The following is a 20,383-nucleotide window of genomic DNA, read 5'->3' as shown; positions in this document are numbered from 1 at the left end:
CTGTTGGAATTGGGAGGAGGAGAGATCAATGAGTGTTGAAATGGCCGAATTGCAGAAAAAGAACGGCATTCCACCGATTCAGTTCGGGGAAGAAGTGACAGGAGCAGAAACACTGCTGCGCTGTCTGATCCTGGAGGAAGTCGAATACATTTTCGGCTATCCGGGTGGTGCGGTGCTCCCTATTTATGACTCCCTGTACGGGAGCTACTTCAAGCACATTTTGACCCGCCACGAGCAAGGTGCTATCCACGCTGCTGACGGATATGCCCGAGCGACTGGCAAACCGGGCGTATGTATCGCCACTTCTGGTCCAGGAGCAACGAACCTCGTAACGGGAATTGCAACCGCTCAGATGGACTCGGTTCCGCTGGTCTGCATCACGGGTAACGTGGCACAGTCTCTGATTGGTACCGACGCGTTCCAAGAGGCGAACATTACAGGAATTACTATCCCGATTACAAAGCATAGCTACTTTGTCCGCGACATTCGCGATCTCCCGCGGATAGTGAAGGAAGCTTTTCACATCGCGACAACCGGTCGTCCGGGCCCCGTATTGATCGACATTCCAAAAGACGTCGCCAATGCGAAGGCACCATTTACCTACCCGGATAAAGTGGAGATTCGCGGCTACCGAGCATCACTCGTACCGAGTGACGAAGAAGTACAAGAGTTTGTCAAAGCTGTTAGCGAAGCGAAGCGTCCAGTCATTTTGGCGGGCGGGGGAATCATTGCAGCTCAAGCAGAGAAAGAATTGCGCGACTTTGCTGAAAAAACACGCATTCCGGTGATCAACACCTTCATGGGATTGGGCGGTTTCCCTGGAACACACGAGCTGTCGCTAGCAATGCCAGGGATGCACGGAAATTACACAGCCAACCAAGCGCTCTTGAATGCGGATTGTGTCATTGGTCTGGGAGCACGCTTTGATGACCGGATCACGATGGGACGCACGAAGGAGTTCGCACCAAAAGCCCGTATCGTACACGTCGACATTGATCCAGCAGAGCTGGGGAAAAACGTAGACACAGCCGTCACAGTAGCGGGCGACGTGAAGAGCACGCTGGCAAAAGCAATTCCACTCGCAAAAGCTTGTGATTCGGAAGCGTGGATCAGCCAGTTAAAAGAGTGGAAAGAACAATATCCGTACAAGTACAAAAAAGATGGCGACGTATTGAAGCCACAAGCAGTCATTGAACTCTTGTACAACTCCACAGATGGGGAAGCGATTGTCACAACAGACGTTGGACAACACCAGATGTGGACAGCTCAATACTATAAGTTCAAGCACCCGCGCTCCTTTATCTCTTCCGGTGGTCTCGGCACGATGGGCTTTGGCTTCCCGGCAGCAATTGGCGCACAGATCGCTCACCCGGATCGAACGGTAATCTCCGTCGTAGGGGATGGTGGATTCCAGATGACCAACCAGGAGCTGGCAATCGTCTCCCAGTACAACATTCCGGTTAAAGTAGCGATTGTGAACAACCAGTGCTTGGGTATGGTACGTCAATGGCAGGAGCTCTTCTACGATAATCGCTACAGCCAAATCGATCTGACATGCAGCCCGGATTTTGTCAAACTGGCGGAAGCATATGGCGTAAAAGGCTTGCGAGCAAGCACGCCAGAGGAAGCAGAAGCAGTTTGGGCAGAGGCGCTTGCGCATGATGGACCAGTCGTGGTGGACTTCCGAGTTGCGCAGGAAGAAAACGTATATCCGATGGTTGCATCAGGCAACACACTAGATCAGATGGAATTGGGGGACGATTAGGATGCAGCAACATACCATTTCCGTACTCGTCAACGACCAACCAGGCGTTTTGACCAGAGTGGCGACACTGTTCGGCCAACGCGGCTTCAACATCGACAGCATTACGGTGGGGGGCACGGAAGAACAGGGGCTTTCCCGGATGATCATTACAACCGGGGGAGATGACCGCCAAATCAATCAGCTCATGAAGCAATTGCACAAGCTGATCGATGTCATCTCGGTGACGAATCTCAGTGAGAACCCTTTTGTATCACGGGAACTGGCGCTGATTAAGGTGACGGCATCGCCCAGCCAGCTGGCAGAGTTAAATGGAATTGTCGAGCCGTTCCGTGCCGCGATCGTCGATGTGGGCCCCAGCTCACTGATCGTGCAAGTAACGGGTGACACCGAGAAGATTGATGCGCTGCTCGTACTATTACAAAGCTACGGCGTTATTGAACTGACAAGAACAGGTTCAGTAGCGATGGCGCGCAGTATTGTTCCAGCAACAGCCGCAGCAACGGTTTAAATTTCCAAATTTCAGAATAAAAATTCAAACTAAACTTTTTTAGGGAGGCTACACAAATGGTAAAAATGTATTATGAAGCGGACGTAAAACAAGAGGTACTGCGTGGGAAAACAATCGCAATCATCGGTTACGGTAGCCAAGGTCATGCACAAGCACAAAACCTGCGCGACAGCGGTTATAAAGTAGTGGTGGGTCTTCGTCCAGGGAAGTCTTGGGATGTGGCAGCAAAAGACGGTTTTGAAGTTTTGACTGTAGCAGAAGCAACCAAACGCGCTGACGTGGTTCAAATCCTGATGCCAGATGAGCGCCAAGCACAAGTATATCGCGACGAGATCGCTCCAAACCTGAAATCCGGCGCTGCACTGTGCTTCTCTCACGGATTCAACATCCACTACGCGCAAATCGTGCCACCAGCTGATGTAGACGTAATCATGGCAGCTCCAAAAAGCCCGGGGCACCTGGTTCGCCGCGTATACCAAGAAGGCTTCGGCGTACCTGGTTTGATCGCCGTGTACCAAGATGCAACTGGCAACGCGAAAGATCTCGCACTCGCCTACTCCAGCGGTATCGGTTGCACAAAAGCTGGCGTAATCGAAACCTCTTTCCGTGAAGAGACAGAAACTGACCTGTTCGGTGAGCAAGCAGTATTGTGCGGTGGCGCAAGCGAGCTGGTAAAAGCAGGCTTCGATACATTGGTGGAAGCAGGGTATGCTCCTGAGATCGCCTACTTCGAGTGCTTGCATGAACTGAAGCTGATCGTTGATCTGATGTACGAGGGTGGCTTGGCTCGTATGCGCTACTCCATCAGTGACACTGCTGAGTACGGTGACTACAGCACAGGTCGTCGAATCATCACAGACGAAACGCGCAAAGAAATGAAAAAAGTACTGGCTGAAATCCAAGACGGTACATTCGCTCGCAATTGGATCTTGGAAAACCAAGCAAACCGTCCTGGCTTCACTTCCCGTCGCCGTCTGGAGTCCGAGCATGGCATCGAGGTAGTAGGGGAGCAACTGCGCAGCATGATGTCTTGGATCAACAAAGATACGAAAAAAGAAGAAGTGAAAATCGGTCAATAAATAGGTGTGTAAAAAACGCATATATAATGTAGGGAAAAATGTGGAGGTGAAAAGTTCATGCGGACCATTGAGATTTTTGATACGACACTGCGCGATGGGGAGCAGTCTCCGGGCGTCAATATTAGCACGAACGAAAAGGTGGAGATCGCCCTTCAACTCGAGAAGCTGGGCGTAAACAAAATTGAGGCGGGCTTCGCTGCTGCCTCCCCAGGTGACCAAAAGTCTGTGGCCGAAGTTGCAAAACGGGTGAAGAATGCAACCGTCGTCAGTCTGGCTCGTGCTGTAAAAGACGACATGGATAAGGCATACGAAGCGCTTCGCAACGCACAAAACGCTTCCCTCCACGTCTTTCTCGCAACATCTCCGATTCACCGTCAGTTCAAGCTGAACATGAGCAAGGAAGAAGTCCTTGCTCGGGCGGTGGAAGCGGTCACCTATGCGAAAAAGTATTTTACGGAAGTTCAGTTTTCCGCAGAGGATGCGGCGCGTACCGAGATTGACTTTTTGGCAGAGGTTGTAGAGGCAGTCATCAAGGCAGGGGCTACCACGGTAAATATTCCAGATACGGTTGGCTACATGACGCCGTATCAATACGGAAACATTTTCCGCGAGCTGAAAAAACGCGTCCCTTCTACTGATCTGATTCGCCTGAGCTGCCATTGCCACGATGACCTCGGGATGGCAGTCGCCAACAGTCTCGCTGCTGTCGAGGGTGGAGCTACGCAAGTGGAGGGCACCATCAATGGAATCGGAGAGCGCGCTGGAAATGCTGCTCTGGAAGAAGTGGCGCTTGCGTTGGAGACGCGCAAGGATTACTACCAGGCAACGACCAAGCTGAATTTGAAGGAAATCGCACGGACCAGCCAGCTGGTGAGCCGTTTGACGGGGATGATCGTGCCAGGAAATAAAGCAGTCGTGGGTGCAAATGCTTTTGCGCACGAGTCCGGTATTCACCAGGATGGTGTGTTAAAAGAGGTCACTACGTACGAAATTATCCGTCCGGAATCGGTCGGCTTCAAGTCAAACAAACTGGTTCTCGGCAAGCATTCTGGCCGCCATGCTTTCAAAGAAAAGTTGGTTGATCTGGGTTATCACTTGGAGCAAGAAGAGGTAAACGCAGCGTTTGCAGCATTCAAAGTATTGTGCGACAAGAAGAAAGAAATCACGGATGACGACATCCTCGCATTGGTCGACTCCAAGATGGTTCGCGGACCTGAAGCGTTCCAGCTGGAATCCGTGCAGCTCGCTTACGGCAACATTTCCGTTCCGACAGCGAGTGTGCGGCTGGTTCGTGCCGACGGATCGGTATGCGAAGAAGCCGCATGTGGAAATGGATCGGTTGATTCTATCTACAAAGCGATTGACCGCGCTACCGGAGAGGAAGTCACCCTTGTCGATTACAAAATCCTTTCTGTTACCCACGGGCAAGATGCGTTGGGTGAAGTGTTCGTACGACTTCAACAGGACGATCTGATCGTAACAGGACGCGGTGTGAGTACGGATGTGCTGGAAGCAAGCGCCATTGCCTATATACGGGCAGTCAACAAGATCATGGAGCGCCGAGGCGAGCCTACGCCTGTCAGTGCAACGATATAAAGATAGGGTCAAATGTGGATAGGATCATAGGAACCAGCAGCGTTCGGAAACCATTACGTATAGAAAAGCGGGATAAACGATGAAGAAAAATTATCGCATCGCCGTTCTTCCTGGAGACGGTATTGGACCAGAAATCATGCAGGAAGCGGTCAAAGTCCTTACACTCGTAGGGGAACTTGAAGGTGTCACTTTTACATGTGAAGAAGGCCGGATCGGTGGTATCGCAATCGATACAGATGGAACACCGTTGCCAGAAGAAACGGTAACGCTGGCAAAGCAAGCGGATGCTGTGCTCTTGGGAGCCGTTGGCGGACCGAAGTGGGACCAGAATCCTGGGCATCTTCGTCCGGAAACAGGGCTGCTGGGCATTCGCAAAGCACTCGGTTTGTTTGCAAATATTCGCCCAGCTACCATGCACAGCTCTCTGGTGGAAGCGTCCACCCTCAAGCCAGAAGTTGTTTCTGGCGTTGACTTGATCGTTGTACGTGAACTGACCGGTGGGATTTATTTCGGTGAGAAAAAACGTTATGACGGTCCGAACGGAGAAGTCGCAGAAGATCAGTGCATCTATCATGAAGCGGAAGTCGAGCGAATCATTCGAGTAGGCTTCGACATTGCGCGCAAACGCCAAAAGCGTCTCGTATCTGTAGATAAGGCAAACGTCCTCGAAAGCTCCCGCCTCTGGCGCAAGGTAGCCGAGCGAGTAGCGGCTGACTATCCAGATGTAGAGCTGTCTCACCAGTTGGTAGACTCTTGCGCGATGCAGCTCGTGCGTGATCCAAAACAGTTTGACGTCATCGTGACGGAAAACATGTTTGGCGACATCTTGAGTGATCAGGCAGCGATGCTGACTGGTTCGATTGGAATGCTGTCCTCGGCGAGTCTGGCAGCAGGCAGCTTTGGCTTGTATGAACCGGTTCATGGCTCTGCCCCTGACATTGCTGGAAAAGGCATTGCCAATCCACTGGCAACCATTCTGTCCGTAGCGATGATGCTTCGTCTTTCTCTCGGAATGGATGAAGCGGCAGCAGCTGTGGAAAACGCAGTTTGGTCCGTGCTGGAAGCAGGGCATCGCACTGGCGATATCGCCGCAGACAGAAGCAAAGCGATTGGTACAATCGAGATGGGCCAACTGGTACGCGACGAGCTGTCCAAACAGTGGCAAAAACAATAAATCATACACAAAACGAAACCCTGCCAAAATCCTTTCGGTGCTTTGGCAGGGTTTTCTCCATGTTTATACGGCTTATCCGATGGTGATCCGCCCTTTTGGATAGCGGAAGTACTCCTTTTGTTTGCGCTGTGCGAGGGCAAAGGCAATCGTGAGGGGCCCGAGCCGACCAGCAAACATCGTTAATATGATCAGCGTTTTCCCGATCGGAGTCAGATGAGGGGTCAGTCCCATAGAGAGTCCGGTCGTAGCAAAAGCGGAAGTAACCTCGAATAGGATCATCTCAAAGCGTGCTCCTGTCTCGGTAATCGAGAGGACCATCGTCATGACAAGCACAATGAACAGGGCAATCATGGTCAGTGTCAGCGATTTGTAGACCATGTGTGGCAGGATGCGTTGCCGGAAGAAGATGACATCTTCTTTTCCTTTAATTTGGGCAATAACAGCGCCAATCAGTGTGGCAAAGGTCGTCGTCTTGATACCGCCTCCCGTCGAGCCAGGAGAAGCACCGATGAACATTAGGATAATAAGGAGGAAAAGCGACGACTGATACATATCCCCGATATTCAATGTGTTGGAACCTGCCGTACGGGGTGTAACCGATTGATAGAAGGAGCCCAGCACTTTGCCCATCATGGATAGGGGCTGCAACGTTTTGGGATTGTTGTACTCCAAAATAAAAATAAGCACTGTCCCTGCCGTAATCAAAAGACCGGTTGTTGTCAGTACGACTTTCGTATGTAATGACAAGCGGCGGTTATGACGATAATCGTATATCTCGCTGACAACGATGAAACCAATACCGCCAAGTATGATCATCAGACAGACGACGAGATTGACGAGCGGGTCCTCCACATAGGCTGTCAAGCTGGCGAACTCGCCCATCAGGTCAAAACCAGCGTTGTTAAAGTTAGAAATCGCATGGAAAAAGCCGAAGTAGATCGCTTTTTTCAAAGGAAAGTCAAAGGCAAAACGAATAGAGAGAAGCACTCCACCTATAAACTCAGTAAGGGCAGTAAAAACCAGAATCATTTTGGCTAATCGTACGACACCTTCTATCGACATCTGATTCAGCGATTCTTGCAGGATGAGCCGTTCACGCAGTGAGATTCTTTTACGCATAATCAGTGCGAAAAAGGTAGCGAACGTCATAAATCCGAGACCGCCAATTTGGATGAGCGACAAAATGACGAGTTGACCAAAGGTAGTGAAAGTCGTTCCAGTATCGACGACAACCAAGCCTGTTACACATGTAGCAGAGGTGGCTGTAAACAGAGCGTCAAGCCAATGCAGACCAACTCCATCAACTGTAGCGACCGGGAGTGTCAAAAGCAGCGCTCCCAAGAAGATAATCAAGGCAAACCCAAGAACCAGCGTTTTTGGTGGATCAAGGTGAAGCTTTTCTACGATTTTTTTAATCATAGCAGGTTATACCTCGGCTTTTTTCGAGTCTAGTGAAAAGGAAAAGAGGGGAAATCTATCTCTTAGTATGGCATTTCCCTTGGAAAACTTACCGAAGAAGAGCAGCACCCAATCGGTGAAGCCAATGTTTCAACTCTCGTTCTTCCAGTGGAGCGAGTGGGAAACGGACAGCCGGGCAGCGCAGAATATCGGCAGGCTCATCGGCTACGCGAAAAGCATGACCGCCAGTCAGCTCGAGACCTTCCTCTCGCAGAATAGCGACGACTCTCTCTTCTTGTTCAGTTGCTCTTGCGGTTGGCGTGCCCCATTTTATCCACGTATTTAAGCCCCCTGAAATAGGGTACATTCGTGCATGATCAGGGAGTGCCTGGCGTTTTTCCTGCCACAGTCGCAGGAAGCGGGTCTGGAACAGAGCACGACGATCCGTTAGAAACTCTTCATAAAACCACGGATCATCGAGGAGTCGAACAGCGGATTCCACGACGAGCAAGGATGGCTCTGCTCCTGTCATGGAAACAAGCTGACTATAGCGCTCCAACTCGTCATCCGATAAATCAGAAGGAAGCATCAGTACGCCCAATTGTAAATCGCGAGCCAACGTTTTGGACAACGAATGCAGATAGTAGACCTCCACTGGGCTTTTTGCCTGCGCAGCCATCTGGTACAAAGGAACACTCGGTTCTTCAAACCAGAGGTCGCCATAATGGTCGTTTTCCACAAGACGTACGTTGTGGCTCTGCGCCCATTCGAGCAAATCTTCCTTTCGTTTCAACGAATAGCTGATACCGGTAGGAAATTGATAATGCGGGTTAATCAAAAGCCAATTCGCAGGGTAATGCTCCTGCTCTTCCGTGAGAGCTTGAATGCAAACGCCTTCTTCATCCATGCGAATCGGGCGAACGGTAATTCCGCACTGGCTCAACAGTCGAAGAAATACGGGATAGCTGTACTCCTCTACATAGACGACATCACGTGCACTCATGACACGCTGCGCAAGAAAGGCGAAGCCGCTCGTGCTTCTATTAAAAAGCAGGAGGCGCTCAGGTGAGTGAGGAAGCCCCCGGCGGCCGAGGTGATCAGCAAAAACCTTGGCAGCTTGTGTACGTCTGATTTTCTTTTGGGCGGACGGTTCATCCAATACAGTCAGACTCTCATAAAAAGCACCACGCAATCGCTTCACCAGCTCTTCGCTTGGACGAGGAGAGGAATCAGCCAGGGAAGCGATCGGAATATCTGTGAGCGGGAGGCGATTTTCCAAACGCGCTTCTTTAGCAAGCTGCGTCAAGTAATAACCTTTGCCGTGCACAGCTTCCAGCCAGCCTTCCAACGCAAGATGATCGTATGCTTTTTTGACTGTCTCCAACGAGCAACCACTAATTGTTTTCATATCTCGCAGCGATATCAATTGTTGTCCATCTACAAGAAAGGCACCACGCAAAATCGCTGTTTTCAATTGTTCAGCGAGTTGTACATAGATCGGTGTGTGCGATTGTTTGTGGAAATGAAAAGAAAAATACGGTCGCTCTGGCATTCGCGCACGCCTCCTTGTCTGTCGAAAAAATAGCAGTCATCAGCATTATATAGGAAAGCGAAGCATCTCGGGTATAGGGAGTGAAGAAATTGTTTCAGGAACGACGAGGGTACTGGAAACCCGAACATGGTATCATGAGAAAAGATATATATTGAAGAAATGAGGAAAATACGGATGAGTACGCAGGAACACAAGGCGCTATCGCCCAAGCAAGTCATATGCATGGTCATTACCGTTTCCGATACCCGGACAGAGGATACAGATAAAAGCGGACAATTGATGAAGCAGCTTCTGACTGAAGCCGGTCACAGCGTAGCGCTCTATCAAATAGTAAAGGACGAGCCTGTACAGGTCATTGCTGCGATCGAAGCGGGAATTGCACATGACGACGTTCAAGTCATTCTTCTCAATGGCGGTACTGGCATTTCGCCCCGAGATAACACCTTTGAGGCTGTTTCTGGCTTACTCGATAAGGAAATGCCGGGATTTGGCGAGCTGTTTCGGATGTTGAGCTTTACCGAAGACATCGGTTCGGCTGCGATGCTCAGTCGTGCGATTGCAGGGACGCGGAAAGGGAAAATGATTTTTTCCACGCCAGGCTCGACAGGTGCGGTGCGACTGGCGATGAATCGGTTGATCGTGCCGGAGCTGGGGCATGTGGTGCGCGAATTAAACCGTTAACGATTTGCCGTTACTAGCCTCGTATGGTACTGTTACGAAAGGAAAAAGATCGGTCAGACCTGAACCATCGATTGCAGATGGTTTTTTGGTGCCGAATTTTGCAAGGAGAGTAGACCCATCCATGAAGATTTTACTATCGACCTTAAACGCCAAGTTTATTCACTCCTCACTCGCTTTGCGTTATTTGCGAAGCTATGCTCAGGAAGCATTTCCTTCGATTGAGCTGGTGGAGTATACCATCAACGATGTGACGTTAAATATAGTAGCAGATATACACAAGCGCAAGCCCGATGTCGTTGCATTTTCCTGTTATATCTGGAACATTCGCGAGACGCTCAGTGTCATGCGCACGCTGAAAAAGATTTGCCCGGATGTTCCGATTATCCTCGGCGGACCAGAAGTGACCTATGACGCGGACGAATGGATGAAGAAGCATCCTGAAATCGATGTCATCTGCATTGGTGAAGGAGAGCAGACCTTCTTGGAGCTTTTGCAGGTGTATCAGGAATCATTGCAAACCAAGCAGCCTCCACGCCTGCGAGATGTCGCCGGAATCGCTTATCGCGAAGACGAGTACGTACGTTTTTCCATGCCGCGTGCGCAAGTTGAAGAGATGGACAGCATTCCTTCCCCTTACGCGGATCATCTGGACGAGCTGAACAACCGCGTCGTCTATTTTGAGGCATCTCGTGGCTGTCCGTTCAAATGTCAATACTGTCTGTCTTCGATTGAAGACGGCGTACGCTATTTCAGTCTCGAACGAGTAAAAGAAGATCTCATGCGTTTGATCAATCACGGCGTCAAAACGATCAAGTTCGTGGATCGAACGTTTAACATCAATAAGAAATATGCCTTGGAAATCTTTCAGTTTTTGATCGATAACCACAATGGAACGATCTTTCAATTCGAGATCACGGCAGACATTTTGCGCGCGGACGTACTCGACTTCTTGACAGAGAACGCACCTCCAGGCATTTTCCGCTTCGAGATTGGGGTTCAGTCCACGAATGATGAGACCAACCGCCTTGTTCAGCGGATTCAGCGCTTCGATCGCCTTGCGCGTACAGTGACACAGATCAAGGATTCGAAAAAAATCGATCAGCATTTGGATTTGATCGCTGGTTTGCCTGAGGAAGATTATGCGTCCTTCCGCAAAACCTTCAACGACGTGTTTGGTCTGCGCCCGGAGGAGCTTCAGCTTGGCTTTTTGAAAATGCTGCGCGGGACAGGTGTTCGTGCGCGTGCGGCTAATCATGGCTATATTTTTATGGATGAGGCTCCTTACGAAATTTTGGGGAACAACGTCCTTTCCTTTGATGACATGCAAAAAATCAAGCGTGTAGAAGACATTCTGGAAAAGTACTGGAATGCGCACCGGATGGATTATACAGTGGAATGGTTGTTGGCAAATCAATTCGAAACGGCTTTCGACTTTTTCCAGGCATTTGGCGATTATTGGGAAAGTCAAGGCTGGAGCCGTATTGGTCATCAATTAGAGGATTTGTTCGTGCGTTTGCAGAAGTTTTTGCAATTCCAGCAAGTGGAAGGTATGGGTCATGTACTTAGCATGATGAAATTCGATTTCCTGCGCAACCAGAAGCATCGTCCCCGCAAGCTGTGGTGGGAGGATGTTATGGACAAGGAAGAGATGCAACAGACGTTTGCTGTGCTAACTGAGCAGCGTGAGCGACTCCGCGATGATTTTGCGGCACATGCAGCATTGGAAAAAGATTATTTCAAACACACGCTGACTGCCAAGGTGACCTTTGACATTGAAAAATGGATGGAGACCGGTGAGCTTGTCGAGGGAGATTTTATACTCGTCGTGTATTATCCGTACAAAGATGAAGAGCAAAATGCTTTTGCTGTCGTCAAGCAGGATGTCCAAGTAGCAGGCTAAATGACCGGATGAGCAGATGGGATGGGAGGAGGAGACGCAGATGAATGCAAGCGCGTATACGGAGGCTGTCGAGGAACGGTTGCGTGCACATGGTGATTCGACTGTGGCTGGCCCCATGGCGCAGTACATGAAAAATCATTTTTCTTTTCTGGGGATCAAATCACCACAGCGCAAAGAACTGACCAAACAAATCTTTCGTGATTATGGCGCACCCGAAAATTGGGAGCAGGTCGTTCGTTCCTTGTGGGATTTGCCAGCGCGAGAGTACCAGTATGTAGCGCTTGACGTACTCGAGAAGTCCAAAAAGCGTCTCACCCCTGACCATCTCCCGTTCGTTGTCGAACTCATTACGACAAAATCGTGGTGGGATACCGTAGATTATTTGGCTTCTCATACAACAGGCAAATTGTTCGCCTTGCATCCCGAACTGATTGTATCGAATACGACAGCTTGGATGAATGGAACCAACATGTGGCTGCAACGTACAGCGATTTTATTTCAACTCTCGTACAAGGACAAGACAGATCAGCGGTTGCTCTTTTCCTTGGTGGAAAGAAGCTCGGATTCCAAAGAGTTTTTTATTCAGAAGGCAATTGGCTGGGCGTTGAGAGAGTATGCGAAAACAAATCCCAAAGCCGTACGTGAATTTGTAGAAGCGACTCCACTTGCGAGTTTGTCCAGGCGTGAAGCGCTCAAGCATCTATCAGGATAGAGTCGCTTGTTGTATCTGTGCTTGATAAAATACGTACATCTATTGCAAAATAAACAAGTACCATTTTTGAGGTTCATAACGTAATACATAGAGTCAGATATCGTGCGATGCCATAGCTGCTAGTATGTCAAGAAATGACCGCACTGTGGCAAGGATAGGGGATTTTGCCTCATGGAAGTCGACCTGCTAATGTCCATCATAGAGCAATACGGCTACGTAGCGATTTTTTTCATGCTTTGGCTTGGGATTGTAGGTTTGCCGATTCCCGATGAGCTGGTTGTCGCTACAGGAGGATTTCTTGCCTCCATTGGCGTGTTAAACCCTTGGTATTCTTTTTTGGCGGGATATTTAGGGGTTGCCTCCGGATTGACGATTGGCTTTTTACTTGGAAAGTACTTTGGGAAACCGATATTGCAATGGCTGTGCAAAACCGAGAAAATGAGGAACGCGGTGAATCGATCAACGGGCTTGCTGGAGAAGTATGGAACTACTGCCCTCTGCATCAGCTACCTATTTCCGGTTGTCCGCCATGTCGTACCTTATTTGGTCGGCCTGGGCGGTATGACGTTCCGGCGATATGCGATGCTGTCATATCCGATCGGGTTGGTTTGGACCATCGCCTTTTACTTTCTCGGCCATGTATTCGGTAATAACGTGGAAGCTATTATCGAAGTCATCCGTAAATACGGTTTCTACGCTTTGCTGGTGATCGTGGTTGTATTGGCTGTGGTATTCTTTGTACGCAAGCAGTTTATGGGAAATCGGGCATATCGGGCAAAAGGAGAATAACAAATGTACCATGAACAATTAGCTGCCCACCGCCGCAATTTCGTGTTGGTGCTCGTGATTAGCTGGGCCCTCCTCATGGCAGGATACTTCAATTCAAATGTCTGGGTGCTGGCTGGAGGAGCTTTACTGCTGAATGGCTATGCTTATTACCTGATGCAGGCAGACAAGCGTCTGGCTAAAGAAAAAGGTTTTCGGGTTCCGGAACTGAGCCTTTTGTTGGTCGCATTTTTAGGAGGAGGGATTGGTGCGCTGGAGGGTATGCTCATTCAACGGCATAAGACGAAGCATACCTCTTTTCGCATCCTGCTCCCGCTCTTTTGCATCGCGCAAATCTTCCTAGTCATTTGGGTAATACAACTATATTTGGATAAGAATCTCGTGTCGTAGGGGCACGGGATTTTCTTTTTGAAAATGTGATTCTCTTGTTTGAAAATTCAGCCTATAATAAGGGTAACGATAGAACAAGCTGAGGAGGTAGCTATGTCTCAATCAAGCCCCTTGACGAAAACGTACGCACAGCAACTGGATGCACAGGACGAACTCGCGAGCTATCGCGAAGAGTTTTATCTGCTTTCGAGTCTGTATTTGGATGGTAACTCGCTTGGCCTCATGTCAAAAAGAGCGGAAAAGAGCGTCATGGATATGATGCAGTCTTGGAAGGAACTGGGTGTGGAAGGCTGGACAACGGGTACTCATCCGTGGTTTTTCTTTTCGGAGAAATTGGCAGAGATGAGCGCAGCACTTGTAGGGGCAAACCCCGAGGAAGTGATCGTCACGGGCTCTACGACGATCAACCTGCATCAGCTGGCAGCTACCTTCTATCATCCGGTTGGGAAGAGGACGAAGGTTGTTGCCACTGAACTGGATTTTCCTACCGATATATACGCACTCCAGAGTCAAATGAAGCTCCATGGGCTGGACCCGGAAGAGCATTTGGTTCGGGTAGCGTCAAGAGATGGTCGTCTGATCGAAGAAGAGGATATTATCGATGCGATGACGGATGAAGTAGCACTGGTTGTCCTCCCTACTGTCCTGTATCGCAGCGGCCAGTTGCTCGATATTGAACGCTTGACAGCAGCCGCGCATGAGAGAGGCATTCTGATTGGGTTTGACGGATGTCACTCTGTAGGAGCGATCCCGCATTCCTTCAGCAAATGGGAAGTGGACTTTGCCTACTGGTGCAACTACAAATATGTAAATGCAGGGCCTGGAAGCGTGGGTAGCCTATATGTAAACCGCAAGCATTTTGGCAGAACTCCTGGATTGGCGGGATGGTTCAGCTCGAAAAAGGATAAGCAATTTGACATGGACCATACGCTGGATGCATGTGAAAGTGCGGGCGCGTACCAGATCGGTACCCCACATATGCTGAGTCTCGCCCCACTGCTTGGTTCTTTGGAAATGTTCCAGGAGGTGTCCGTGGAAAAGCTTCGTGCCAAGTCGCTCAGCTTAACGCGGTTCATGATGGATTTGATCGAGGTGGAGCTAGCCGACATGGGTTTTACGATTGCGAACCCACAGCAGGATGATCGTCGGGGTGGGCATGTCAGCCTTGAGCACGACGAGGCCATACGTATATGCAAGGCATTGAAGGAAGCGGGCATAATTCCTGACTTCCGTGCCCCAAACATCATCCGGTTAGCCCCCGTTGCTTTCTATACGACTTATACAGAGGTTTGGGAAAGTGTCCAGATCTTAAAAACGATCATGTTAGAGAAGAGCTACGAAAAATTTGAAAACAAGCGCGAGGTGGTTGCGTAACAGGTCCGACTTAGGTTGGACCTGTTTTTCTTTTGTAATACGCCTTTTACGGGATTTTCTTTCCATTATTGGGCACACTATCCGTACCTGTAGACAGTCTACATTCCATGGATAAGGGTGAGCAGCTTGAGCCAGTTTTTTCAAGCATGGAAAAAAAGAAAAGAAGCCCTCCAGTCAAAAGCGTTGGAGCAGCACTCCGACAAGAGCATGGAAAGCGTGTCCGATGTTGCGCTCACAACAAATTTGGAAGAAAACATCCAATTGATTCAAGCGCAGTTTGGAAAGTGTGACGATCTTGTCGTTCGTCGATTTCAAACGAAGACGAAGGCTCAAGCCGCTATCGTTTTTATAGATGGCATGGTGGATCGCAATGTCATCAGTGATTTTATTATTCGCTATATGACGACTCCTGATATCACCTATAATGATCCGGCGACAAATGAGCTGGATTTGACAGACAAACTGAGGCAGATCGTCCGAAATATTTTGTCTGGATGCGCGGTACTGATCATTGATGGGTGTCAAAATGCTTACTTGAATAATACGAGAGGTTGGGACAGGCGTTCGGTCGAAGAGCCTCAGACGGAATCAGTCGTACGAGGGCCACGCGATGGTTTTTGTGAGACATTGTGCGTGAATTCAGCCCTGATCCGTTTTCGTTTGAAGGACCCCAATCTCAGAGTGCGTCATATGGTTGTCGGTGAACGAACACAGACTGACGTTTACATCATGTACATCGAGGGTCTTGCGTATCCTCCGATGGTGGAGGAAGTGATTGCGCGAATAGAGAGTAATGTTCGTGTGGATTCTGTGCTGGAGAGCGGGTACATCGAACAAATGATCCAGGATCGGAGATGGTCCCCCTTCCCGCAAATTCAAAATACGGAGCGCCCTGACAAAGTAGTGGCCAATCTTTTGGAAGGGAAAGTAGGCATTCTGGTAGATGGTACTCCGTTCGGATTGATTGCTCCGGCTGTGTTTTCACAGTTTTATCAGAGTCCAGAGGATTATTACGAGCGATTTTATATCGCGACCTTAATTCGTTTCATTCGGATTATCAGTATCAGCATCGCTTTGTTGCTACCTTCTCTATATATCGCTTTTAGTTCATTTCATCCAGAGATGATCCCTTCTCGACTGGTCATTGCGATGGCGGCAGGGCGATCTACCGTTCCATTCCCTTCTTTAGTCGAAGCTCTGTTTATGGAGTTGGCCATTGAGATATTGAGGGAAGCGAGTGTGAGGCTGCCGGGGCCAATCGGTCCTACGATCGGGATTGTTGGAGCACTCGTGGTCGGGGAAGCAGCGGTAACGGCCGGGCTTGTCAGTCCTGTCATGGTGATTATCGTGGCTGTGACGACAATCGGCTCGTTCGCATCTCCGAGTTACAGTGCGGCGATTGCCATTCGGATGCTACGCTTTCCGGTTATGATTCTGGCAGGAATGTTTGGCCTATACGGTATTATGCTGTTTTTGATTGTCATCCTCATTCATTTGTCTTCACTGAAATCGTTTGGAGTACCCTATATGAGCCCGCTTAGTCCGCTCAACCTGAATGGAATGAAGGACTTGTTCTTACGGGCACCCTATCACATGATGAAAAAAAGACCGATGATGTTTCATGTTCAGGATAAAATCCGGATCAGAGAGGAGGAGAACCAGAAATGAACAGGAGGGAGGGGCACAGCTGGCACCATAATCTATCGATGTGGCAGCAAATTTGTCTAATGACAAGTACCTTAATCGGTGTCGGCGTTTTGACCCTTCCTCGCACAACCAGTTCGAAATTATTTGAGGCAGGCTGGATCGCTCCTCTGATTGGCTCAGCAGGTGCCTATGTCTCCTTATGGTTAATTGTCAAATTGAGCAAGCGCTATCCAGGTGAAACCTTTATTGAATATAGTCATAAGGTGTGGGGATCTGCCAAACGGCCTTGGGTGGGCAAAGTTTTCAGCCTCCCCTGGATTTGTATCTATCTGGTATACCTGTATTTCTCCACGGCCGTCGTTTCGCGTGTATTTGGTGAAGTGGTTGTGACTTCCGTTCTTTTACAGACTCCGTTGGAAGTTATACTCATGTCAATGTTTTTATTGATACTATTTTTGTGCATGCATGAGGTGGAAGTAGTAGCACGAGTGAACGAGCTGCTGTTTCCTTTTATTATCTTTCCACTTCTTTTTATCGCGATTGCGTCGTTCCAAAAGGCGGAAATTGGGAATCTCCTGCCGATTAATCATGTGTCAATCCGTTCAATGGTAGCAGGAGTGTACGAAGGAATTTATTCCTATTCTGGTTTTGAAATTATGTTCGTCTTTTTCGCCTATGCGCAACAAAACACGAACAGGGAATTGGCGGGACTTTACAGTTTATTAATTGCAGCATCACTCTACATGTTAATTGTGGTTGCTGGTATTTCAGTGTTTGGTTACGAAGAGCTACAGAGGGTGACGTGGCCGACACTAGAATTGGTCAAGACGACGCAGGTGCCTGGATTGATCTTGGAACGATTGGAATCCGCTTTTTTGGCAGTGTGGGTATCGGCTGTTTTTACTACGGTAGCCAATGCGTATTACGTTGTTGTTTATTCATTGAGACAGTTGTTTCGCAAGGGAATCAGATTTCAAAGAATCGTGGCTACAGTCCTTCTCATCCCTTTATTCTTCTTTGCCCTCATTCCACAAAACATCACGGAAGTATTTAGGGTGGCGTCGTTGCTGGGATTGTCTAGCCTGGTCATTAATTTGCTGATCCCTGCTGTTTACTGGGGAGCAATCCTCATTCGTGACATGGTGACCCGACGAGAGGGGCGGAATATCGATGGGTAAATCTCTTAGATACTTCGCTTTGTTGATCATTTCTACCATCCTGCTGACAGGGTGCTGGGACAGACGTGAATTGGAAGAACGCGCATCGGTGTTGGCCATTGCGATAGATCAGGATGAAGAAAATGAAAATCTGTACAAAATGACCGTCCAAATCCCGATTCCCATCAAAATCGCGGGTAGTAGTGGGAAGGGCGGAGGAAATAATGCAGATGCCGTGAAAATCATGAGCGTGACAGGAAGAACGGTGACGGATGCTTCCAATAACTTGCAAATGCGGATGAACCAGCGATTGTTTCTTGGACATACCCGTATTCTTGCCATAAGTGAGGAGATCGCTAAAAAGGGAATTCAAGACATCATGGATAGTTTTCGTCGCGAACCGCAAATACGACGACTACTATGGCCGATCGTCGTGAAGGGTAAAGCGTCCACCTTGCTGGAAATCAAACCGAGAATCGAGCCGATTCCAGTTGTCTATATGATGGGGCTGATCGAAAATGGCATGAAATTAGGAAGAATTCCAGACCAAACGTTGGGCGACTATTTCAATCAGACCTCTAATCTAACCATGGAGCCGTTTTTGAATTATGTAGAGGCAAGAAAGAACGAGGTGAGCTGGAAAGGGGTTGCTGTTTTTCGGGGACACAAGATGGTGGGGATACTGGATCACATACAGTCATGGGTATTGCTTCAGCTGCGTAATGAAAAACCAGGTGGAGACATTGTCATTCCGTTGCCGAAAACCAAGAACGGATATGTGAGTTTTCGTCCGCATTTCGCAAAAAAAAAGGTGATCATTCACAAATCCTCCTCCGCTACCTATCATTGCGAGCTTCAAGGAGATATTGTCGAACTCACAGAAGACCTGAAAATTCCTGCTGAGCAATTCATCGTACAAATGCAAGCGCTTATTCAAAAAGAAATGGAAAACCGCGCAAAAAAACTATTGCAGCAATTACAAAAGCAGTACAATAGCGACATTTTGAAGCTGGGCCTTACACTGCGTGCGAAGCATTACCAAGACTACTGGAAAACTCACAACTGGAAGAAAGATTTCAAGGATTTTCCCATTCGCGTTACATACACAATCAAGCTGCGCCGTCTTGGTATGGAAATGCAATAGGAGAGCGATCACTGTGGAGAATCAGAAACGTAATTTTGGTACCTGGCAACTGACAAGCATTATGGTCAGTTCGATGATCGGGGTGGGTATCCTCGTCATCCCGAGAACAGCAACCCAACTTCTTCATCAAATGGGGTGGGTGGGACCCATTGTAGGTGGTTTCATAGCGTCCATGGCTGTAGCGGCTATTGTTTATTTAGGCAACCAGTTTCCCGGTCTTACCTTTGTCGAATTTATGCCGAAGATATTTGGGGTTGCCATCGGTACCCTGTGTATATCTCTCTTCATTCTCTATCAGTTCCTCAATGCGGGAATCACAGCCAGATTGTTCGGGGAAGTCGTCGTGACCTCCGTATTACCGCAAACGCCACTGGAAGTAATAATCATCACGCTGCTGTTGTTGGTCGTGTTTCTTTGTTGTCATGAGATTGAAGTTGTGGCAAGGGTAAATGAGCTGTTGATTCCTTTCCTCCTGTTGCCGTCTCTCTTGATTCCGCTCGTCTCCTTCATGAACGCAGATTGGTACAATTTATTGCCATTCCGATTCGAGTCATGGACAAATGTCATGAAAACGGGTCTGAATACGTATACGCTTTATACCGGATATGAGTTGTTAATGGTTTATTTTGCCTTCGCTATTCCCGGGGCAAGGCTAGGGGTAGCCAGCATGACAGGTATGAGTTTTGCTCTTGTCATTTATGTGATCACAGTTGTCGCAGGCATTACTGTATTTGGCTATGAAGAATTGCAGAGGCTGGTGTGGCCTACGCTTGAACTGGTCAAGGTAACGCAGAAAACCGGCTGGTTTTTGGAGCGTTTTGAGTCCGCCTTTCTCGCGATTTGGGTTGCTTCTGTATTTACAACGATCGGGAATATGCTGTACGCGACGATTTTTTCATTGCGGCGCTTGTTTCACAAAGGCATTCGTTTTCAGCAAATCACCGCGATTGTGATCATGGTGCCCCTTTTTTTCCTGACATTAGTGCCGCAAAATATAGTGGAGCTGTTTTCTTTTACACAGTATTTGACAAACATAGGATATTTGATCACCATCATCATCCCTATCTTGCTGGCAATCACCCAATTCATGCGCAATCAGTTCAACAAAGGTCGAGAAGTGAACAATGAAAAGGGAGGGACGTAATAGCCCCTCCCTTTGAAGCATGTTTGTTCGAAAGAAGAAATGGTTAGATCGGCTTTTCGGCTTGTTCAGGCAAGTGTTCCGCGATAGTCGTAATCATGGATTGGCGTGAGGAAGCATCGCTGTTTTGCCACAGAACTTCAAACAAAACACCTAACCCCGGCAGTGTCTTCTCCTGACCGCTGGCGATGGCATCACTGATGGTCTCTTCCACTGCGTTTGGATCTGAGCCTTGCATTTTGTACATGATCGCTTGACGTAAATTGAGTGAGGCAATGTTCATGACCGTGCTTGCACCTCTCTTTTGAGAATGAATTCAAGAAATAGTATTTGTAAACGCTGATTTGTGCATACCATGCTTTTCGTACAAAACGTTCAT

The 20,383-nt window shown here is 48.6% G+C and carries 18 protein-coding genes; 15 read left to right on the top strand and 3 right to left on the bottom strand.

Translation table 11 applies throughout. The annotated features are described in order from the left end of the window. The first annotated feature begins 28 nt into the window (after positions 1–28). From ilvB to leuB, 5 genes are all read left to right on the top strand, one after another. Complete coding sequence (gene ilvB, locus M3630_RS06860; RefSeq protein ID WP_173608654.1) at positions 29–1,765, top strand: biosynthetic-type acetolactate synthase large subunit; 1,737 nt, start codon at positions 29–31, stop codon at positions 1,763–1,765. Position 1,766: 1 nt separating this feature from the next. Next, positions 1,767–2,273 carry an acetolactate synthase small subunit gene (gene ilvN, locus M3630_RS06855; protein ID WP_047070968.1) on the top strand — a complete coding sequence of 169 codons (507 nt, stop codon included), beginning with the start codon at positions 1,767–1,769 and terminating at the stop codon, positions 2,271–2,273. Between the two features lie 56 nt (positions 2,274–2,329). Continuing rightward, complete coding sequence (gene ilvC, locus M3630_RS06850) at positions 2,330–3,352, top strand: ketol-acid reductoisomerase (RefSeq protein WP_088906547.1); 1,023 nt, start codon at positions 2,330–2,332, stop codon at positions 3,350–3,352. 57 nt (positions 3,353–3,409) lie between these two features. Then, positions 3,410–4,948 (top strand): 2-isopropylmalate synthase, encoded by a 1,539-nt coding sequence (locus M3630_RS06845; protein ID WP_173608653.1) that lies wholly within the window; start codon positions 3,410–3,412, stop codon positions 4,946–4,948. A gap of 79 nt (positions 4,949–5,027) precedes the next feature. Next, positions 5,028–6,122, top strand: a complete 1,095-nt coding sequence (leuB, locus tag M3630_RS06840; protein WP_173608652.1) for a 3-isopropylmalate dehydrogenase — start codon at positions 5,028–5,030, stop codon at positions 6,120–6,122. 72 nt (positions 6,123–6,194) lie between these two features. Here leuB and M3630_RS06835 read toward each other — a convergent pair whose 3' ends face one another. Together M3630_RS06835 and M3630_RS06830 are read right to left on the bottom strand one after the other, a co-directional pair. Then, positions 6,195–7,541: a TrkH family potassium uptake protein gene (locus tag M3630_RS06835; protein ID WP_056496231.1), complete on the bottom strand. Its 1,347-nt coding sequence runs from the start codon at positions 7,539–7,541 to the stop codon at positions 6,195–6,197. Positions 7,542–7,629: 88 nt separating this feature from the next. Next, on the bottom strand, positions 7,630–9,072 hold the full coding sequence (locus M3630_RS06830; protein ID WP_173608651.1) for an aminotransferase-like domain-containing protein: 1,443 nt from the start codon (positions 9,070–9,072) through the stop codon (positions 7,630–7,632). Between the two features lie 174 nt (positions 9,073–9,246). On the opposite strand from M3630_RS06830, the gene M3630_RS06825 reads away from it, so the two are divergent. The 10 genes from M3630_RS06825 to M3630_RS06780 all read left to right on the top strand — a co-directional run bounded on the left by M3630_RS06825 (position 9,247) and on the right by M3630_RS06780 (position 20,007). Next, the gene (locus M3630_RS06825) at positions 9,247–9,753 is read left to right on the top strand and encodes a MogA/MoaB family molybdenum cofactor biosynthesis protein (RefSeq protein WP_173608650.1); all 507 of its coding nucleotides are present in this window, start codon (positions 9,247–9,249) and stop codon (positions 9,751–9,753) included. Between the two features lie 121 nt (positions 9,754–9,874). Continuing rightward, entirely contained in the window at positions 9,875–11,653 is a 1,779-nt protein-coding gene (locus M3630_RS06820; protein ID WP_251251637.1) for a B12-binding domain-containing radical SAM protein, read from the top strand. A 40-nt stretch (positions 11,654–11,693) separates the two neighbouring features. Continuing rightward, entirely contained in the window at positions 11,694–12,365 is a 672-nt protein-coding gene (locus M3630_RS06815) for a DNA alkylation repair protein (protein ID WP_251251636.1), read from the top strand. 171 nt (positions 12,366–12,536) lie between these two features. Next, the gene (locus M3630_RS06810; protein WP_088906555.1) at positions 12,537–13,154 is read left to right on the top strand and encodes a DedA family protein; all 618 of its coding nucleotides are present in this window, start codon (positions 12,537–12,539) and stop codon (positions 13,152–13,154) included. A gap of 3 nt (positions 13,155–13,157) precedes the next feature. Further along, on the top strand, positions 13,158–13,541 hold the full coding sequence (locus tag M3630_RS06805; protein WP_173608647.1) for a DUF1294 domain-containing protein: 384 nt from the start codon (positions 13,158–13,160) through the stop codon (positions 13,539–13,541). Between the two features lie 93 nt (positions 13,542–13,634). Then, positions 13,635–14,915, top strand: a complete 1,281-nt coding sequence (kynU, locus tag M3630_RS06800) for a kynureninase (protein WP_251251635.1) — start codon at positions 13,635–13,637, stop codon at positions 14,913–14,915. Between the two features lie 126 nt (positions 14,916–15,041). Further along, the gene (locus M3630_RS06795) at positions 15,042–16,583 is read left to right on the top strand and encodes a spore germination protein (RefSeq protein ID WP_221867734.1); all 1,542 of its coding nucleotides are present in this window, start codon (positions 15,042–15,044) and stop codon (positions 16,581–16,583) included. After that, positions 16,580–17,740 carry a GerAB/ArcD/ProY family transporter gene (locus M3630_RS06790; RefSeq protein WP_173608644.1) on the top strand — a complete coding sequence of 387 codons (1,161 nt, stop codon included), beginning with the start codon at positions 16,580–16,582 and terminating at the stop codon, positions 17,738–17,740. Before M3630_RS06795 ends, M3630_RS06790 begins: the two co-directional genes overlap by 4 nt. Beyond that, complete coding sequence (locus tag M3630_RS06785; RefSeq protein ID WP_251251634.1) at positions 17,733–18,863, top strand: Ger(x)C family spore germination protein; 1,131 nt, start codon at positions 17,733–17,735, stop codon at positions 18,861–18,863. The genes M3630_RS06790 and M3630_RS06785 overlap by 8 nt, the downstream gene beginning before the upstream one ends. Before the next feature lie 13 nt (positions 18,864–18,876). Then, on the top strand, positions 18,877–20,007 hold the full coding sequence (locus M3630_RS06780; RefSeq protein WP_251251633.1) for a GerAB/ArcD/ProY family transporter: 1,131 nt from the start codon (positions 18,877–18,879) through the stop codon (positions 20,005–20,007). A gap of 43 nt (positions 20,008–20,050) precedes the next feature. On the opposite strand, the gene sspI is transcribed toward M3630_RS06780, so the two are convergent. Continuing rightward, positions 20,051–20,287: a small acid-soluble spore protein SspI gene (sspI, locus tag M3630_RS06775; protein WP_047070986.1), complete on the bottom strand. Its 237-nt coding sequence runs from the start codon at positions 20,285–20,287 to the stop codon at positions 20,051–20,053. Positions 20,288–20,383: the final 96 nt, after the last annotated feature.

Source organism: Brevibacillus sp. MER 51, from assembly GCF_023714195.1.
Taxonomy (GTDB): Bacteria; Bacillota; Bacilli; order Brevibacillales; family Brevibacillaceae; genus Brevibacillus.
The sequence above is the reverse complement of the archived record's forward strand: the minus strand, read 5'-3'. Positions and strand labels throughout refer to the sequence as shown.

Bases quoted from the DNA above. Each gene is read 5' to 3' on its own strand.
- M3630_RS06815 (WP_251251636.1), top strand. From the start codon at position 11,694: ATGAATGCAAGCGCGTATACGGAGGCTGTCGAGGAACGGTTGCGTGCA.
- kynU (WP_251251635.1), top strand. From the start codon at position 13,635: ATGTCTCAATCAAGCCCCTTGACGAAAACGTACGCACAGCAACTGGAT.
- M3630_RS06820 (WP_251251637.1), top strand. From the start codon at position 9,875: ATGAAGATTTTACTATCGACCTTAAACGCCAAGTTTATTCACTCCTCA.
- M3630_RS06810 (WP_088906555.1), top strand. From the start codon at position 12,537: ATGGAAGTCGACCTGCTAATGTCCATCATAGAGCAATACGGCTACGTA.
- M3630_RS06845 (WP_173608653.1), top strand. From the start codon at position 3,410: ATGCGGACCATTGAGATTTTTGATACGACACTGCGCGATGGGGAGCAG.
- M3630_RS06785 (WP_251251634.1), top strand. From the start codon at position 17,733: ATGGGTAAATCTCTTAGATACTTCGCTTTGTTGATCATTTCTACCATC.
- M3630_RS06805 (WP_173608647.1), top strand. From the start codon at position 13,158: ATGTACCATGAACAATTAGCTGCCCACCGCCGCAATTTCGTGTTGGTG.
- M3630_RS06830 (WP_173608651.1), bottom strand. From the start codon at position 9,072: ATGCCAGAGCGACCGTATTTTTCTTTTCATTTCCACAAACAATCGCAC.
- ilvC (WP_088906547.1), top strand. From the start codon at position 2,330: ATGGTAAAAATGTATTATGAAGCGGACGTAAAACAAGAGGTACTGCGT.
- M3630_RS06825 (WP_173608650.1), top strand. From the start codon at position 9,247: ATGAGTACGCAGGAACACAAGGCGCTATCGCCCAAGCAAGTCATATGC.
- sspI (WP_047070986.1), bottom strand. From the start codon at position 20,287: ATGAACATTGCCTCACTCAATTTACGTCAAGCGATCATGTACAAAATG.
- M3630_RS06790 (WP_173608644.1), top strand. From the start codon at position 16,580: ATGAACAGGAGGGAGGGGCACAGCTGGCACCATAATCTATCGATGTGG.
- M3630_RS06835 (WP_056496231.1), bottom strand. From the start codon at position 7,541: ATGATTAAAAAAATCGTAGAAAAGCTTCACCTTGATCCACCAAAAACG.
- leuB (WP_173608652.1), top strand. From the start codon at position 5,028: ATGAAGAAAAATTATCGCATCGCCGTTCTTCCTGGAGACGGTATTGGA.
- ilvB (WP_173608654.1), top strand. From the start codon at position 29: ATGAGTGTTGAAATGGCCGAATTGCAGAAAAAGAACGGCATTCCACCG.
- ilvN (WP_047070968.1), top strand. From the start codon at position 1,767: ATGCAGCAACATACCATTTCCGTACTCGTCAACGACCAACCAGGCGTT.